The organism is Streptomyces sp. SS1-1 (assembly GCF_008973465.1).
Lineage (GTDB): Bacteria > Actinomycetota > Actinomycetes > Streptomycetales > Streptomycetaceae > Streptomyces.
Genome location: NZ_WBXN01000004.1, coordinates 853,492 through 869,504, shown reverse-complemented (window position 1 = coordinate 869,504; position 16,013 = coordinate 853,492). Strand labels below are relative to the sequence as shown.

Genomic DNA, 16,013 nt, shown 5'->3' with positions numbered 1-16,013 from the left:
GCAATTGCCAACATGCTCTTCTTGCTGACGTCAGGGTGACGCGCTGCCGTACGGCCTCGCCGCTCGCCCTGGGTGCCGTCCACGTCCGCGGGAAGTCGAGGGGCCGTGTCCGTTCCGCTGTACCAGGCCAAGGCCGAGTTCTTCCGGATGCTCGGTCATCCCGTCCGCATCCGGGTGCTGGAGCTGCTCCAGGACGGGCCGATGCCCGTGCGGGACCTGCTGGCCGCGATCGAGGTCGAGGCGCCGGGCCTGTCGCAGCAGCTCGCGGTGTTGCGCCGGTCCGGCATCGTCACCTCCACCCGGCAGGGCTCCACGGTCGTCTACGCACTGGCCGGCGGTGACGTCGCCGACCTCATGAGGGCCGCGCGCCGCATCCTGACCGAGATGCTCGCCGGGAAGGGCCAACTGCTGGCCGAGCTGAAGGACGCGGAGGTCGCCGCACCATGACCTCCGGTGCCCGCCGGGTGTGGACCCGGATCGCCTCGCTGCTGCCGGACCGGGACGACCTCGGGGACGTACGACGCGACCCGCGCCGGGACCTCCTCGCGGGGCTGACCGTCGCGATCGTGGCCCTGCCGCTCGCCCTCGGCTTCGGGGTCTCCTCCGGCCTGGGCGCGGAGGCCGGCCTGGCCACCGCCGTCGTCGCGGGCGCCCTCGCCGCCGTCTTCGGCGGGTCGAACCTCCAGGTCTCCGGACCCACGGGCGCCATGACCGTCGTCCTCGTCCCGATCGTCGGCACGTACGGGCCGACCGGCGTGCTGACCGTGGGACTCATGGCCGGCGTGATGCTCATCGCGCTGGCCGTCCTGCGGGCCGGCAAGTACATGCAGTACGTGCCCGCTCCGGTGGTCGAGGGTTTCACCCTCGGCATCGCCTGCGTCATCGGCCTCCAGCAGATCCCCAACGCCCTCGGCGTGCCCGAGCCGGAGGGCGACCGGGTGCTGGTGGTCACCTGGCGGGCGGTCGAGGAGTTCGCCCACTCCCCGAACTGGACCGCCGTCGGCCTCGCGGCCGCCGTGGCCGCGCTCATGCTCGCCGGTGCCCGGTGGCGGCCGACGGTCCCCTTCTCCATCGTCGCGGTGATCGCCGCGACCGCCGTCGCCCAGCTCACGCACCTGGACGCCGCGAAGCCGATCGGCGACCTCCCGTCCGGCCTGCCCGCCCCGACCCTCGCCTTCCTGGACCCGAGCGCCCTGGGCTCCCTGCTCGCCCCCGCCGTCGCGGTCGCCGCCCTCGCCGCGCTGGAGTCCCTGCTGTCGGCGTCCGTCGCGGACGGCATGACCGTCGGGCAGCGGCACGACCCCGACCGGGAACTGTTCGGGCAGGGCCTGGCCAACATCGCCGCCCCCATGTTCGGCGGCGTCCCCGCGACCGGCGCCATCGCCCGCACCGCCGTCAACGTCCGCACGGGCGCGACCTCGCGGCTCGCCGCCCTCACCCACGCCGCCGTCCTGGCCGTCATCGTCTTCGCCGCGGCACCCCTCGTCTCCAGGATTCCGCTGGCCGCGCTGGCGGGCGTGCTGCTGGCCACCGCGATCCGCATGGTCGAGGTCGGCTCGCTGCGGGCCATGGCCCGGGCCACCCGGTCCGACGCGCTGATCCTCGTCCTCACCGCCGTCGCCACGCTGGCCCTGGACCTCGTGTACGCCGTGATCATCGGCCTCGTCGTGGCCGGCGCCCTCGCCCTGCGCGCGGTGGCCCGGCAGGCCCGCCTCGACCAGGTCCCGCTGGACCGGGGCGACCACAGCGCCGAGGAACACGCACTGCTCGCCGAGCACATCGTGGCGTACCGCATCGACGGCCCCCTGTTCTTCGCGGCGGCGCACCGCTTCCTGCTGGAACTGACCGAGGTCGCCGACGTCCGGGTGGTCATCCTGCGCATGTCGCGGGTGTCGACGATGGACGCGACCGGCGCCCTCGTCCTGAAGGACGCGGTCGAGAAACTGACCCGCCGCGGCATCCTCGTCCTGGCGTCCGGCGTACGCCCCGACCAGCGGAAGGTCCTGGACTCCGTGGGCGCGCTGGACCTGCTGCAGCCCGACGGCCGCGCGTACGACACCACCCCGGAGGCGATCCGCGCCGCCCGCGACCACCTGGAGCTGACGGGCATCCTCACCCCGGGGAGGGCGGGGAGAGAGCCGGTCCCGACCCAGGGGCCTCGCGAGGAGCCCACCTGACCGCGCACCCGCGCGCGCCTGACCGTGCACCTCTGCGGCCGCTTCTGCCCGATTGCTAATGTTGGCAATTCGAAAGGCCGTCACCCCGGGACAGCGGTGCGCCCGGGACCGCACGGAGAGTCGGCGGCGGTGCCGGCTCTGCCGACGAGGAAGACAGCATGGATACGACGAGCAGCCGGATGCCGTGCCGCTGCCGCGGGGAGGAGGCGGCCCGGTGAGCACGCCGCTGTACCAACTGAAGGCGGAGTTCTTCAAGACGCTCGGGCACCCGGCCCGCATCCGCGTCCTGGAACTGCTCAGCGAACGCGAGCACGCGGTGGCCGAGATGCTGCCCGAGGTGGGCATCGAACCCCCGCACCTCTCCCAGCAACTGGCGGTCCTGCGCCGCGCCAACCTCGTCGTGACCCGCAGGGAGGGCGCCACCGTCTACTACTCCCTGGCCACCCCCCAGGTCGCCGAACTCCTCCGCGTCGCCCGGACGATCCTCTCCGGCGTCCTGACAGGTCAGGCCGAACTCCTGGCAGACCTCCAGGCGGGCACGGAGCCGGGCCCGCCGTCCTGACGCCCGGCGCCGTATCTGCTTCTTCCATCGCTCGGGCTTCGAGCCCGAAGGGCGCCTGACCGGGAGAACCCGGGCCAGGCGCCCATCACGGGTGTCTAGAAGAAGCCGAGCTTCTTCGGGGAGTACGACACCAGGAGGTTCTTCGTCTGCTGGTAGTGCTCCAGCATCATCTTGTGCGTCTCGCGGCCGATCCCGGACCCCTTGTACCCGCCGAAAGCGGCATGTGCCGGATACGCGTGGTAGCAGTTCGTCCACACACGGCCCGCCTGGATGGCCCGGCCCGCCCGGTACGCGGTGTTGACGTCCCGGGTCCACACGCCCGCGCCCAGGCCGTACAGCGTGTCGTTGGCGATCTTGATGGCGTCGTCGAAGTCGTCGAACGACGTCACCGACACGACCGGACCGAAGATCTCCTCCTGGAAGATCCGCATGCGGTTGTCGCCCTCGAAGATGGTCGGCTGGACGTAGTAGCCGCCCTTCAACTCGCCCTCGTGCTCCAGCCGTTCGCCACCCGTGAGGACCTTCGCCCCCTCCTGCCGGCCGATGTCGAGGTAGGAAAGGATCTTCTCCAACTGGTCGTTGGACGCCTGCGCGCCGATCATCGTGTCCGTGTCCAGCGGGTGACCGGTCTTGATCTGTTCGGTCCGCGCGACCGCGGCCTCCATGAACTCCGCGTAGCTGCCGCGCTGCACCAGCGCCCGGGACGGGCACGTGCAGACCTCGCCCTGGTTGAGGGCGAACATCGTGAAGCCCTCGAGTGCTTTGTCCCGGAAGTCGTCGGCGGCCGACCAGACGTCGTCGAAGAAGATGTTCGGGGACTTCCCGCCGAGTTCCAGGGTCACCGGCGTGATGTTCTCCGACGCGTACTGCATGATCAGCCGGCCCGTGGTGGTCTCGCCGGTGAACGCCACCTTGGCCACCCGGGGGCTGGACGCCAGCGGCTTGCCCGCCTCCACGCCGAAGCCGTTGACGATGTTCACCACGCCGGGCGGCAGCAGATCGGCGACCAGGCTGAGCCAGTAGTGGATGGACGCCGGGGTCTGCTCGGCCGGCTTGAGCACCACCGCGTTGCCCGCCGCCAGCGCCGGCGCCAGCTTCCAGGTCGCCATCAGGATCGGGAAGTTCCACGGGATGATCTGCGCGACCACGCCCAACGGCTCATGGAAGTGGTACGCCACCGTGTCGTCGTCCACCTCGCCGAGCGTGCCCTCCTGCGCCCGGATCGTGCCCGCGAAGTAGCGGAAGTGGTCGATGGCCAGCGGGATGTCCGCCGCCAGCGTCTCCCGCACCGGCTTGCCGTTCTCCCAGCTCTCGGCGACGGCCAGCCGCTCCAGGTTGGCCTCCATACGATCGGCGATCTTCAGCAGGATCCCGGCCCGCTCGGCGACCGAGGCACGCCCCCACGCCGGAGCGGCCGCGTGCGCCGCGTCGAGCGCCCGCTCCACGTCCTCCGCCGTGCCCCGCGCGATCTCGGTGAACGGCTGACCGGTCACCGGCGACGGGTTCTCGAAGTACTGCCCCCGGCTCGGCGGCACGTACTCACCGCCGATGAAGTGGTCGTAACGCGCCTGGTAGGAGACGATCGCGCCGTCGGTGCCGGGCGCCGCGTAACGGGTCATCTTGCTCTGCCTCCCGAAGAACCGCTGCCCGCCGTTGGGCAGCTCGCACCGCGAGGCTAGGAGCGGCGAGGTTGCAACCAGGTTGCGTGCCCCGCCCCGGCCGCGACGCCGCTCACCACGGCGAACGGTGCTCCCGCACGGGCCCGGCGGTCAGTTCGCGCTCCAGCGCGGCCAGCCGCGACCGTACGGCGGGTGTCGGCCGGACCGCCGCCAGCGCCCGCCACACGTCCAGGTCGTCCTCGCCCCACGGTGCGTGCGCCCAGTCCGCCAGCATGTCCGGGTCGCGGCGGGCGATCAGCGCCGTCCGCAGACCGTCGGCCAGTCGGCGCCTGAGCCGTACCACCGCCGGTGCCTGCGAGCCCGGCAGCAGCGGACCGGCGTACGCCGTCGCCGCGGCGGTGACCGCGCCAGCCTCCAGCCGCCGTTCGACGACCGCCACGTCCGACTCCACCGGCACCATCAGCCGGTAGGGCCGCGAACCCAGCAACGAAGGCCCCAACGTCCGCCGCAGCCGGGCCAGTTCGGCGCGGAGGGTCACCGGCGTCACCGACTCGTCCTCGTACAGGGCGCACTGCAGCTCGTCGCCGGTCAGCCCCTCCGGGTGCCGTGCCAGCAGCACCAGGATCTCGCTGTGCCGCCGGCTCAGCCTGATCCTGCGGCCCCCGACGAGGAGCTGCGCCTCGTCCCGGCCCAGCGCCGTCAGTTCCGGTGCGCCGCCGACCGGGTCGTCCTGGGGACCCAGCAGCGCCAGATGCGACTCCGCCGCCCGCGCGACCGCCTGCACGAACCCGAGACTGTGCGGATGCGCGAGCCCGTCCCCGCCGGTGATGTCCACCGCACCGAGGACCCGCCCCGTCCGCGGGTCGTGCACGGGCGCCGCCGCACAGGTCCAGGGCTGCACCCGGCGGATGAAGTGCTCCGCCGCGAACACCTGCACCGGACGGTCGACGGCGACCGCCGTCCCCGGCGCGTTCGTCCCCACGGCGGTCTCCGCCCAGCGCGCGCCCGGCACGAAGTTCATCCGGTCCGCCTTGCGCCGGGTCGCCGGATGCCCCTCGACCCACAGCAGCCGGCCGTGCGCGTCGCACACCGCGAGCAGATGCTCGCCGTCGGCGGCGAACGTGCCCATCAGCTCCCGGAACAGCGGCATCACCCGCGCCAGCGGATGCTCCGCCCGGTAGGCGCCGAGGTCGCCGTCCGCCAGCTCCACGCTCGCCGTGCCGTCCGGTCCGACTCCGGCCCGCGCGGAACGCCGCCACGAGTCCGCCACCACGGCACGCACGGGCCTGGGCACGGTGCCCACCGCGGTGAAGGTCTCATGGGCACGACGCAGCACCCGGACATGTTCGGCAGGGTCGGTCCCCGGCTCCAGGGCCACCCACGGATCGGACACTTCGGCCTCCCCGGACGGCGTTGCGGCTGGGGACATCGTCATGCCGGGTGGGCGTGCCGACAACCTCTTCGACGGCGCTCACTCGAACGATGTCCCGGCGGCCCGGCCGTACGAACCCTCAGGCGGCCCTGACCAGCCGTATGTAGCGGGCCCAGTCCCAGTGCGGCCCGGGATCGGTGTGGTCGCTGCCCGGCACCTCGTGGTGCCCGATGATGTGCGTGCGGTCCGTGGGTATCCCGTGCCGGGCGCAGATCGCGGCGGTGAGCCGGGCGGAGGCCTCGTACATGACGTCGGTGAAGTAGGACGGTTCGTCCACCCAGCCCTCGTGCTCGATGCCGATACTGCGCTCGTTGTACTCCCAGTTCCCCGCGTGCCAGGCGATGTCGGACTCGCGGACACACTGCGAGGTGTGCCCGTCGGCGGACCGGACGACGTAGTGCGCGGACACCTTCTTCCGCCCGGCCTCGAAGAGGAACAGGGTCTTTCGGTACATGGTCTGTGTCATGTGGATGATCACCCGGTCGACCGTGCGGAGCGTCCCCGGGTGCGCGACGGAGTAGCAGGCCCTGCCGGCCGGCCGCCACTCGGCGGAGGGCTGGTCCGGCCCGGGAACATGCGCACCGGCCCGCTGCTCGGGGAGCAGGGCGTACGGGACGGCGGCGAGTGCGGTTCCCTGCAGGACGCGACGTCTGCTGGGGTGGGTGCGTACGCGCTCCATGACGTGAACCGCCTTTCGGAGGAGGAGAGAGGACCGAAGGAGAGGGGTGCGCGTCAGCGGGGATCAGGGGCCGGGCCTGGTCGGCGCGGACGGCGTGTGAATCAAGGTACGCCCCGAACCCGCAGGCAGCGGGGCCAGCCGAATTTCCGTGGAGGGTGCCCGACTTGTGGATAACTCGTTCACTCACGTGAGTGAACGCGGGCCGGGCCGCGCGCCGGCTCAGCCGGCATCAGGCCCGCTGTGCCACCGAGGCGGGGTCGTCCAGCACCGCCCGCACGACCGCGTGCGCGGCCCCCAGCAGAGGCCCTTCGGAACCCAGCCGGGACACGGACACCGGGCAGGCCGGGCCCGCGGTGCGCCGGTCCAGTTCCGACTCCAGCGACGGCAGGAGCCACGGCGCGAGCCCGGCCAGGGCGCCGCCGAGCACCACCGTGCGGGGGTCGAGCAGATTGACGGCGCCGGTCAGCGCGATGCCGAGCGCGGTGCCCGCCTCGCGCAGCGCGCCCCGTACGTCCTCGTCCCCGTCGGCGGCCCGCTCGGCCAGCAGCCCGACCCGGTCCTCGCCCGGTTCCAGCCCGGCCGCGCGCAGCACCGCCTCCTCGCCCGCGTACTGCTCGAGGCAGCCACGGCCTCCGCACGGACACGCGGGTCCTTCGGGCTGGACGGGCATGTGCCCGAGCTCGCCCGCGAACCCGCGGGTCCCGTGCAGCAGTGCTCCGTCCACGACGACGGCGGCACCGATACCGATCTCCGCCGATACGTGCAGGAAGTCCTGCGGTGTGCCGTCACCCAGCCACAGTTCGGCCAGAGCACCGAAGTTGGCCTCGTTGCCCACGGTGAGGGGGAGGTCGGTGGCGAGCAGTTCGCCGACGTCGCTGTCCCGCCAGTCGAGGTTGGGGGCTCGGACGACCGTCCGGGCGTCGCGGGCCACCAGACCCGGCACGGCCACCGCCAGACCGGCCGGCCACAACCCTTCGCCACCCGCCTCCGCGACGACCTGGTCGACGAGTTCGCCGAGTTCGGCGAGCACCGGCTCGGCGGCCCGGCCCCGGTTCGTGGCATGGCGCACGGCCCGGGCCCGCACCTCGCCGCGCAGATCGACGGCGCACACGGCGAGATGGTCGACGCCGATCTCCGCGCCGATCCCGGCCGGCCCGTGCGCGCTGACCGCGAGCGCCGACCCGGGTCGGCCGACCCGGCCGGGCCGCTCGGGGCCCAGCTCCTCCAGCAGGCCCGAGCGGATCAGCTCGTCGACGAGCGTGGACACCGCCGCGCGGGTCAGCCCGATGCGGGAGGCCACGGCCGCGCGCGAGAGCGGCCCGTCGGCGCTGACCGTGTGCATCACCCGGGCGAGATTGCGGCGGCGCATGCCCTGCTGGGTGTCGGGCAGCGCGCGCCCGGCACCCGCCGGCTGGACCTCGTGCAGCGGTGCGGTCATGCCTGCGTCTTCCTCAGTGCGCCTCGGGGCTCCGCTCCAGCAGCGGGGCCGCGTCGGAGAGTACCCCGCTGATCCGGGCCAGCGTCTCGTCGTCCCGCTCCACGGCGTCCAGCACCGGCCCGCGCGCGGTGTTCCAGCGTCGGGCGACCGCGGCCGGGTCCTCGCCGGTCAGCAGCCCGGCGGCCTGGGCGGCGGCACCCAGCGCGACCAGCTCCTTGGCCTCCGGTACCTGGACCGGGCGTCCCGACAGCCGGCGCACGGTCTGCTGCCAGGCGGTGCCCCGGGCGCCGCCGCCGATCAGCAGCAGCGGCGCCGAACGGTCCGCGTCCTCGTCCAGCACCAGGTCCAGGGCGCCGAGCAGTGCGTGCACGGCACCGTCGTAGGCGGCCTGGAGGAGCTGGCCGCCGGTCGTGTCGTGGCGCAGGCCGTGCAGCACACCCGACGCGTGTGGCAGGTTCGGGGTGCGCTCGCCGTCCAGGAAGGGCAGGAACGTCAGGCCCGAGACCGGCTCCACGGCCTCCCGGTCGCGGCCGAGGAGGGCGGCGAGCTTGTCGACGGCGAGGGTGCAGTTCAGCGTGCAGGCCAGCGGCAGCCAGTCGCCGTGCGCGTCGGCGAAGCCCGCCACCGTGCCGGTGGGGTCCGCCGGACGCCGCCGCGACACGGCGTACACGGTGCCCGACGTGCCGAGGCTCAGGACCGGCGCGCCGGGGAGCAGGCCGAGGCCCAGCGCCGCCGCCGCGTTGTCACCGGTGCCGGGCGCCACCAGGGTGCCCTTGGAGAACGGCAGGTCGTGGCTGTCGCGCACGGTGCCCGCGACCTCTCCGGGCCGCACCACACGCGGCAGCAGTGCCGGGTCCAGCCCGACGTGCTCCAGGATCTGGGGGTCGTACTGCTCCGTCCCGGACGCCCACCAGCCCGTGCCGGAGACGTCGCCGCGGTCCGTGGTGCCCTCACCGGTCAGGCGCTCGGTCAGGTAGTCGTGGGGGAGGCGCACGGCCCGGGTGGCCCGCACCGACTCCGGCTCGTGCTCGGCGAGCCACGCCCACTTCGTCACCGTGAACGAGGCCGTCGGGACGGAGCCCGTCCGGTCCGCCCAGACCTTCGCACCGCCCAGCTCCTCCGTCAGGCGCTCGGCCTGGGGCGCCGAGCGCACGTCGTTCCACAGCAGGGCCGGACGCACCGGCTCGCCCCGCTCGTCCAGCGTGACCAGGCCGTGCTGCTGGCCGCCGATCGACACGGCGGCCGCCTCGCGCGCGGGCTCGCCGCACTGACGCAGCGCCTCGCACAGCGCGTCGTACCACTGGCGGGGGTCGCTCTCGCGGCCCGCGCCCGAGGTGACGGTGTGCGGCGCCTGGCCGCTCGCGACGACCCGCCCGGTGGACACGTCGACGACCAGCGCCTTGGTGGACTGGGTGGACGTGTCCACGCCGACGACGAGCGGACCCTCGGCTGCTGACATCGGGTTCTCCCTTTTTCCGCGGCTCTGCGGCTCTCTGACCTGCTGTTTTGTGGCCGTCCGGCGCGTGGCGACCCGGAGCCGGCCCTTTCGGGGACATCGTGTCCCTTCCCAGGGACGCGTTGGCATACTAATTTGTAAACCGCCATGACGAAATAGTCGTAGCGAGTCGTTCAAGCAGTCGTCAGTAAGCAAGGAGCCGCGTCATGAGCTACCAGCCCACCCCCGAGGACAGGTTCACCTTCGGTTTGTGGACCGTCGGCTGGCAGGGACGGGACCCGTTCGGCGACGCCACCCGCAGCGCCCTCGACCCGGTCGAGACGGTGCAGCGCCTGGCCGAGCTCGGCGCCCACGGCGTCACCTTCCACGACGACGACCTGATCCCCTTCGGGTCCTCCGACACCGAGCGCGAGGCGCACATCAAGCGCTTCCGCGAGGCCCTCGACGCCACCGGCATGAAGGTGCCCATGGCGACGACCAACCTCTTCACCCACCCCGTCTTCAAGGACGGCGGCTTCACGGCCAACGACCGCGACGTGCGCCGCTACGCCCTCCGCAAGACGATCCGCAACATCGACCTGGCCGTGGAGCTCGGCGCCGAGACCTACGTCGCCTGGGGTGGCCGTGAGGGCGCCGAGTCCGGTGGCGCCAAGGACGTCCGGAACGCGCTGGACCGCATGAAGGAGGCGTTCGACCTCCTCGGCGACTACGTCACCTCCCAGGGCTACGACATCAAGTTCGCGATCGAGCCCAAGCCGAACGAGCCGCGCGGCGACATCCTGCTCCCCACCGTCGGCCACGCGCTGGCGTTCATCGAGCGCCTCGAGCGTCCCGAGCTGTACGGCGTCAACCCCGAGGTCGGCCACGAGCAGATGGCCGGACTCAACTTCCCGCACGGCATCGCCCAGGCGCTGTGGGCGGGCAAGCTGTTCCACATCGACCTCAACGGCCAGTCCGGCATCAAGTACGACCAGGACCTGCGCTTCGGCGCCGGCGACCTGCGTTCCGCCTTCTGGCTGGTCGACCTCCTGGAGAGCGCCGGTTACACCGGTCCCCGGCACTTCGACTTCAAGCCGCCGCGGACCGAGGACTTCGACGGCGTGTGGGAGTCGGCGGCGGGCTGCATGCGCAACTACCTGATCCTCAAGGAGCGCGCCACGGCCTTCCGTGCCGACCCGGAGGTCCAGGAGGCCCTGCGCGCCGCCCGTCTGGACGAGCTCGCCCAGCCGACCGCGGCGGACGGCGTCAAGGGCCTGCTCGCCGACCGTTCGGCCTTCGAGGAGTTCGACGTCGACGCGGCCGCCGCGCGCGGGATGGCGTTCGAGCGCCTCGACCAGCTCGCGATGGATCACCTGCTGGGCGCCCGCGGCTGACGTCACGCGCGCGTGCCTGTGCACCGCCCGTTCCCCGACGGGCGGTGCACAGGCGATGCCGGGTGGCCGTCCGGACGCGCATGGAACCGGCCGGATTGTTCCGGAACCGTGAGATCCGTGGCGCGGAGCCGTCCCAACTCCCGTACAGGGGTCGCGGATCAGCGGCGGGGTTGCCACCCTTGACGGTATGGCCATGCCGCCCGTACCGCCTCAGCCGCCAGGACCGCCCCCGGGTCACCCACCACCGGGCGGCTTCGGCCCGCCCGCCGACGGCTACGGCAACGGAGGCCCGCCCCCGTACGGCGGGGGAGGCCCCGGACGCCGCCGCAACCCGCTCGCCGTCCTGATCGCCGCCGTGGTCGCCGTCGCCGTCGTGGTGGTGGCCGTCCTGCTGGTCAGGGGGAACGGCGACAACAACCCCGACGACAGCTCGCCGTCCGGCGCCGACTCGAGCTCTTCGCCGCGGCCGTCCCTCAGCATCCCGAGCGAGTTGCCCAGCCGGCTGCCCAGCGAGCTGCCGACCTCGCTCCCGTCGGGGTTCCCGACCGATCTGCCGAGCGGATTCCCCAGCGACTTGCCCAGCGGGTTCCCGAGCGGCCTCGAATCGCTTCTGCCGTCCCTGGAGGACGCGTTGCCGTAGTCAGCGGCCCTCGCTCTCCTCCGCGCGGTCCGGCTGAGGACCGACGCCGTCGGCTTCCGCGGCGGCCAGTGCCGTCGCCGGATCCCGCGCGGGCGCTCCCACGGGCACCCATCGGCCCGCTTCCGCCCGGTAGGGCCACCAGCGTCCGTCCCGTCCGAGGCGTAGCTGACCGGGCGAGCCGTCCATGGTGGTCCACCGGTTCCCGTCCCGGCGCAGCGGCGGCCGTTCGTCCTCGTCCCAGGCGGCCTTCAGGGCGGCACACGCGCGTGCCAGTGTCTCGCCCTCCACCGTCCACGTCTCGTCGAGCACGCGCAGGGCGGCCTCCCCGCCGAGCCGCCACGCGCGTACGGCCACGTCCAGTCCGTCGCGTCCACGCCCCGAACCGTCGGCCAGCCGCTCGGTCACGCGTGTGTCCGACGTGCCCGCGGCGAGGCGCACCGCGTCCTGGGCGAGCGTCAACTCCGAGGCGACGGCCGGGTCTCGCGGGGCGTCCCGCAACGCTTCCGCGAGCATGCGGTGCGCCTCGACGGCTGTGGCGGCGGCCAGGACCTCCAGGGCGTCGGGGTCTACGTCCGCGTCCGGCACGGCCTCGGTGTCCAGTGAGGGCGGCGTCCCCGGTTCGGCCGGCAGTCCGGGCAGGGCGGGCAGCGGCGGCAGGATGTCGCCGGTCGAGTACGCCTCCAGGGCGTCCACCCCTGGCGGCGAGGGGGACGCGGAGGAGTCCCGTACCCCGTCGGCGGATGCCGTGTCGCCGCGGGCCTGGAGGTCGGCCAGGAGGGCTTGTTCAGCGCGCCCACGCATCAGGAACAGGACGAACGGGTCGGCGTCCAGCAGCCGTGCCACCTGGTAGCAGAGGGCGGCCGTGTGCTCGCAGTGGTCCCAGGCGTCGCAGGCGCACTCGGGCTCCAGGTCACCCATGCCGGGCAGCAGGTCGATCCCCGTCACCGAGGCGTCCTCCACCAGATGCGGGGGCATCTCACGGTCCAGGAGGGCCGCGACATGCCCCGCCCGTTCCACGGTCATGTCCAGGAAACGCTCCCACTGGCGCTCCGTCAGCGGCTCAACGAGGACGTCCGCCCGGTGCGCCGTACGGTCGCGGCCCCGCACCATGGCCGTGATGCGCCCGGGACGCACCGACACGGCACCGACGGCGCCCGCCCGCGCGAGCCTGCGGCCCGCCTTGAGCTGCTGGAGGTCGAGTGCCGACTCCTCCAACGCCGTCAGCCAGGCCTGCCCCCACCAGGTGACGGCGAAGCCCCTCCCACGCGCGGGAGGGAACGCGGCGAAGGTGCGTTCCACGTCGGAGCCGTGACCGGCCGTCGGGTCCTCGTGCCCGGTCATCCGGTGCCCCCTCGCAGTTCCACCAGATCGGCCAGCTCCGCGTCCGTCAGCTCCGTCAGGGCCGCCTCACCGGCGCCGAGCACGGCGTCCGCCAGTGCTTGTTTGCGGCCGAGCATGTCGGCGATGCGCTCCTCGATGGTGCCCTCCGTGATCAGCCGGTGCACCTGGACCGGCCGGCTCTGGCCGATCCGGTACGCGCGGTCGGTGGCCTGCGCCTCCACGGCCGGGTTCCACCAGCGGTCGTAGTGCACGACGTGCTCCGCGTGCGTGAGGTTCAGGCCGGTGCCGGCGGCCTTCAACGACAGCAGGAAGACGGGCACGTCACCGTCCTGGAAGCGCCGCACCATGCGCTCGCGTTCGGACAGGGCCGTGCCGCCGTGCAGGAACTGCGAGGCGATGCCCCGGGCCGCCAGGTGACGCTCGATCAGGCGCCCCATCCCGACGTACTGGGTGAAGACCAGCGCGCTCGCCTCCTCCGCGAGGATGGTGTCCAGCAACTCGTCGAGGAGCTCCAGCTTCCCGGACCGCCCGGCGATCCTCGGCTGCTCCTCCTTCAGGTACTGCGCCGGGTGGTTGCAGATCTGCTTCAGCCCGGTCAGCAGCTTCACGATGGCGCCGCGCCTCGCCATGTCGTCGGCACCCGCGATCGCCGCGAGGGACTCGCGGACCACGGCCTCGTACAGGCCCGTCTGCTCCACGGTGAGCGAGACCGTGCGGTCCGTCTCCGTCTTCGGCGGGAGTTCCGGCGCGATCCCCGGGTCGGACTTGCGCCGGCGCAGCAGGAACGGCCGCACCAGGCGGCTGAGGCGTTCCCCGGCGGCCGGGTCCTGACCGCCTTCGACCGCGTCCGCGTACCGTCCGCGGAACGCGCCGAGGCGGCCCAGCAGACCGGGCGTCGTCCAGTCGAGGATCGCCCACAGCTCCGAAAGGTTGTTCTCGACCGGCGTGCCCGTGAGCGCCACGCGCGCGCGTGCGCCGATGGAACGCAGCGCCCGCGCGGTCGCCGAGTACGGGTTCTTCACATGCTGGGCCTCGTCGGCGACGACCAGGCCCCAGGGCAGTGCCGCCAGCCTGGGCGCGTCCTGACGCATCGTGCCGTACGTGGTGAGCACGAACTCGCCGTCCGCCACGGAGGCGAGGTCGCGTCGCGCGCCGTGGAAGCGACGCACGCGCGTGCCGGGCGCGAACCTCTCGATCTCGCGCTGCCAGTTGCCCATCAGTGACGCCGGGCAGACCACCAGCGTCGGGCCCGCCGACGCCGGGTCGCCCTGCCGGTGCAGATGCAGCGCGATCAACGTGATCGTCTTGCCCAGACCCATGTCGTCCGCCAGACAGCAACCGAGTCCCAGGGACGTCATCCGTGCCAGCCAGCTCAGACCCCGGCGCTGGTAGTCCCGGAGCGTGGCCGCGAGGGCGGGCGGCTGATCCACCTGCTCCTGCCCTTCGGGGTCCGCGAGCCGCTCCCGCAGCGCGGTCAGCCAGCCCGTGGAGCGCACCTCCACCGGGCGGCCGTCGACCTCGATCGACCCGGTCAGGGCCGCCCCGAGCGCGTCGATGGGCGCGAGTTCGCGGCTCTCGCGCGCCTGGGCGCGCCGCACCTCCCGAGGGTCGACGAGGACCCACTGGTCGCGCAGGCGCACGACGGGACGGTTCGCCTCGGCGAGGCGGTCCAGTTCCTCGCGTGTGAGCCGCTGGTCGCCGAGGGCGAACCACCAGTCGAAGGAGAGCAGCGCGTCCGAGGACAGGAACGACGGCGCGCGGGAGGCGAGCGCGCCGGGCCCGGCCGCGTCGTCCGGCGGGCCGATCACCGCGCCGGTGGTCAGTTCGCGGGTGAGGCCCTTCGGCCAGTGCACCTCGACGCCGATCCCCGACAGCCGGTGGGCGCCGTCCCGCAGCAGGTCCGTCACCTCGTCGTCGGCGAGGTCCACGGCGTCCGGGACGGCCGCGGACAGCAGCGGCGACAGGGGAGCCCAGACCCGGGCGGCGCGGCGCAGCGCCAGCAGCGTGTCCATCCGCGCGCGGGGCTCGAACGCACCGGACCCGCTCCACACGTCCACCGCGTCCGCGACCAGCGTCGGGTCGTTCACGCTGTGCACCTGGAGGACGGCTCGGAACGACGGCGCCGGGGAGTCCTCGGAATCGCTGTCCGTCCCGTCGGCACCGGTGAGCTCCACGCGCACGGAGAGCCGTACGCCCGCGTCGTGCCCGGCTGCGACGTCGGCCGCCCAGGCGCGCAGCCCCGGCAGGTGCTGTGGTGACGTGGCCGCGTACGCGGGACCGCCCGTGACGAACGGTGCCGCGGGGGAGCGCGGCAGTGTGTCGGCGACCGCGTCCAGGAAGGCCCGGACCAGGTGCTCGGGGTCCGGCAGCCTCGGCGGTTCCTCGCCGGGCAGCGGCACCGCGTGCGCCTCGGGCGGCATCGCGGCGGCGAGGAGACGGACGCGCTCGACGTCCTCGGGGTGCAGTGGACCTGCCCGCCAGGCGTCGTGGTCCTGGGCCGAGAGGCCGGGCAGCAGCAGACCGCGGGCCACGATGTGCAGGGCCAGGACGGTCGCCGTGCCCCAGAACACGGCGGCGCGGCCGGCCTGTGGCGACGTACGCGCGCGTGCGAGCACCGGCAGCGCGGCACGGACGGGGAGCAGCAGCGCCAGCACCTTCGCCGGCTCCACGCCGTCCTCGCCGGGGACGACCACGGACACCTCCTCGACGCTGCCGTGGGGCAGACGGGGTACGGCGCCGCCGTCGGTCCGCCAGAAGGCGACGCGGCCGGCGCGGGCTGGATCGCCCGGGAGGAAGACGACGTGGCAGGACGACGGGTCGGGACAGTCGGATGACGTTGCCTTTGCCTCGGGAAGCCTCGGCACGACGGAGCAGCACTCCTCAAATTTGACTACTCGAAGACGAGTCGCCGAGAGTACACCATCCGCACGCCCAGCAGGTACGGTCATGATGTGACCCAGGTCACCAGTTCGACCACCCGGCCCCCCAACCATTAGGGGTCGTACCTCAGGGTCGTCTCAGGGGCGCGGTGCGGAACTGCCGGACGCACGGACCCGTTTTCAGGTCAGAGAGCGGCAGTGGCCGCGAAGGAGGCGACGCACATGTCGAAGAACGCGAAGATCGCCGCGGGAGGAGTGGCGGTCGGCCTCATCCTGCTGATCTGGCTGCCCTGGTGGGCGGCACTCCTGATAGTGCTGGGAGTCCCGGCCGCCGCCTACCTCACGCTCGACCCGTCACAGCGGCGCAGGCTGCGCCGCGCCACCCGCAAGGAGCTCGGTCGCTGACCGGCCCCCCGC

At 73.2% G+C, this 16,013-nt stretch carries 13 protein-coding genes; 6 read left to right on the top strand and 7 right to left on the bottom strand.

Annotated elements, in window-relative coordinates; translation table 11 throughout:
• Window positions 1–105: 105 nt before the first annotated feature.
• The 3 genes from F8R89_RS04985 (at window position 106) to F8R89_RS04975 (ending at window position 2,739) form a co-directional block, all read left to right on the top strand.
• A complete protein-coding gene (locus F8R89_RS04985; RefSeq protein WP_151782816.1) occupies window positions 106–447 on the top strand; it encodes an ArsR/SmtB family transcription factor in 342 nt (113 codons plus the stop codon).
• The gene (locus tag F8R89_RS04980) at window positions 444–2,177 is read left to right on the top strand and encodes a SulP family inorganic anion transporter (RefSeq protein ID WP_151782815.1); all 1,734 of its coding nucleotides are present in this window, start codon (window positions 444–446) and stop codon (window positions 2,175–2,177) included. Before F8R89_RS04985 ends, F8R89_RS04980 begins: the two co-directional genes overlap by 4 nt.
• Window positions 2,178–2,391: 214 nt before the next feature.
• Window positions 2,392–2,739 carry an ArsR/SmtB family transcription factor gene (locus F8R89_RS04975; protein ID WP_151782814.1) on the top strand — a complete coding sequence of 116 codons (348 nt, stop codon included), beginning with the start codon at window positions 2,392–2,394 and terminating at the stop codon, window positions 2,737–2,739.
• A gap of 95 nt (window positions 2,740–2,834) precedes the next feature.
• Here the strand turns inward: F8R89_RS04975 and adh are convergent, their stop codons facing one another.
• From adh to xylB, 5 genes are all read right to left on the bottom strand, one after another.
• Complete coding sequence (gene adh / locus F8R89_RS04970) at window positions 2,835–4,358, bottom strand: aldehyde dehydrogenase (RefSeq protein ID WP_151782813.1); 1,524 nt, start codon at window positions 4,356–4,358, stop codon at window positions 2,835–2,837.
• A gap of 112 nt (window positions 4,359–4,470) precedes the next feature.
• On the bottom strand, window positions 4,471–5,751 hold the full coding sequence (locus tag F8R89_RS04965) for a GAF domain-containing protein (protein WP_192806048.1): 1,281 nt from the start codon (window positions 5,749–5,751) through the stop codon (window positions 4,471–4,473).
• Between the two features lie 118 nt (window positions 5,752–5,869).
• Window positions 5,870–6,469, bottom strand: coding sequence for an N-acetylmuramoyl-L-alanine amidase (locus F8R89_RS04960; protein WP_151782812.1), 600 nt, complete (start codon window positions 6,467–6,469; stop codon window positions 5,870–5,872).
• A gap of 229 nt (window positions 6,470–6,698) precedes the next feature.
• Window positions 6,699–7,907, bottom strand: coding sequence for an ROK family transcriptional regulator (locus F8R89_RS04955; protein ID WP_151782811.1), 1,209 nt, complete (start codon window positions 7,905–7,907; stop codon window positions 6,699–6,701).
• 13 nt (window positions 7,908–7,920) lie between these two features.
• Window positions 7,921–9,366: a xylulokinase gene (gene xylB / locus F8R89_RS04950; protein ID WP_151782810.1), complete on the bottom strand. Its 1,446-nt coding sequence runs from the start codon at window positions 9,364–9,366 to the stop codon at window positions 7,921–7,923.
• Window positions 9,367–9,569: 203 nt separating this feature from the next.
• On the opposite strand from xylB, the gene xylA reads away from it, so the two are divergent.
• Window positions 9,570–10,736, top strand: a complete 1,167-nt coding sequence (xylA, locus tag F8R89_RS04945; RefSeq protein WP_151782809.1) for a xylose isomerase — start codon at window positions 9,570–9,572, stop codon at window positions 10,734–10,736.
• A 187-nt stretch (window positions 10,737–10,923) separates the two neighbouring features.
• Entirely contained in the window at window positions 10,924–11,376 is a 453-nt protein-coding gene (locus F8R89_RS04940) for a hypothetical protein (RefSeq protein ID WP_151782808.1), read from the top strand.
• On the opposite strand, the gene F8R89_RS04935 is transcribed toward F8R89_RS04940, so the two are convergent.
• Both F8R89_RS04935 and F8R89_RS04930 read right to left on the bottom strand, forming a co-directional pair.
• Complete coding sequence (locus tag F8R89_RS04935; protein WP_151782807.1) at window positions 11,377–12,717, bottom strand: SWF or SNF family helicase; 1,341 nt, start codon at window positions 12,715–12,717, stop codon at window positions 11,377–11,379.
• A complete protein-coding gene (locus F8R89_RS04930; protein ID WP_225994331.1) occupies window positions 12,714–15,581 on the bottom strand; it encodes a DEAD/DEAH box helicase in 2,868 nt (955 codons plus the stop codon). The genes F8R89_RS04935 and F8R89_RS04930 overlap by 4 nt, the downstream gene beginning before the upstream one ends.
• Window positions 15,582–15,818: 237 nt before the next feature.
• On the opposite strand from F8R89_RS04930, the gene F8R89_RS04925 reads away from it, so the two are divergent.
• Window positions 15,819–16,001 (top strand): hypothetical protein, encoded by a 183-nt coding sequence (locus tag F8R89_RS04925; protein WP_053751218.1) that lies wholly within the window; start codon window positions 15,819–15,821, stop codon window positions 15,999–16,001.
• Window positions 16,002–16,013 lie beyond the last annotated feature (12 nt).

What these genes read in the sequence shown, in the direction of transcription:
- F8R89_RS04980 (WP_151782815.1), top strand. Translation starts at nt 444, where the DNA reads ATGACCTCCGGTGCCCGCCGGGTGTGGACCCGGATCGCCTCGCTGCTG.
- adh (WP_151782813.1), bottom strand. Translation starts at nt 4,358, where the DNA reads ATGACCCGTTACGCGGCGCCCGGCACCGACGGCGCGATCGTCTCCTAC.
- F8R89_RS04960 (WP_151782812.1), bottom strand. Translation starts at nt 6,469, where the DNA reads ATGGAGCGCGTACGCACCCACCCCAGCAGACGTCGCGTCCTGCAGGGA.
- F8R89_RS04955 (WP_151782811.1), bottom strand. Translation starts at nt 7,907, where the DNA reads ATGACCGCACCGCTGCACGAGGTCCAGCCGGCGGGTGCCGGGCGCGCG.
- xylB (WP_151782810.1), bottom strand. Translation starts at nt 9,366, where the DNA reads ATGTCAGCAGCCGAGGGTCCGCTCGTCGTCGGCGTGGACACGTCCACC.
- xylA (WP_151782809.1), top strand. Translation starts at nt 9,570, where the DNA reads ATGAGCTACCAGCCCACCCCCGAGGACAGGTTCACCTTCGGTTTGTGG.
- F8R89_RS04940 (WP_151782808.1), top strand. Translation starts at nt 10,924, where the DNA reads ATGGCCATGCCGCCCGTACCGCCTCAGCCGCCAGGACCGCCCCCGGGT.
- F8R89_RS04935 (WP_151782807.1), bottom strand. Translation starts at nt 12,717, where the DNA reads ATGACCGGGCACGAGGACCCGACGGCCGGTCACGGCTCCGACGTGGAA.
- F8R89_RS04925 (WP_053751218.1), top strand. Translation starts at nt 15,819, where the DNA reads ATGTCGAAGAACGCGAAGATCGCCGCGGGAGGAGTGGCGGTCGGCCTC.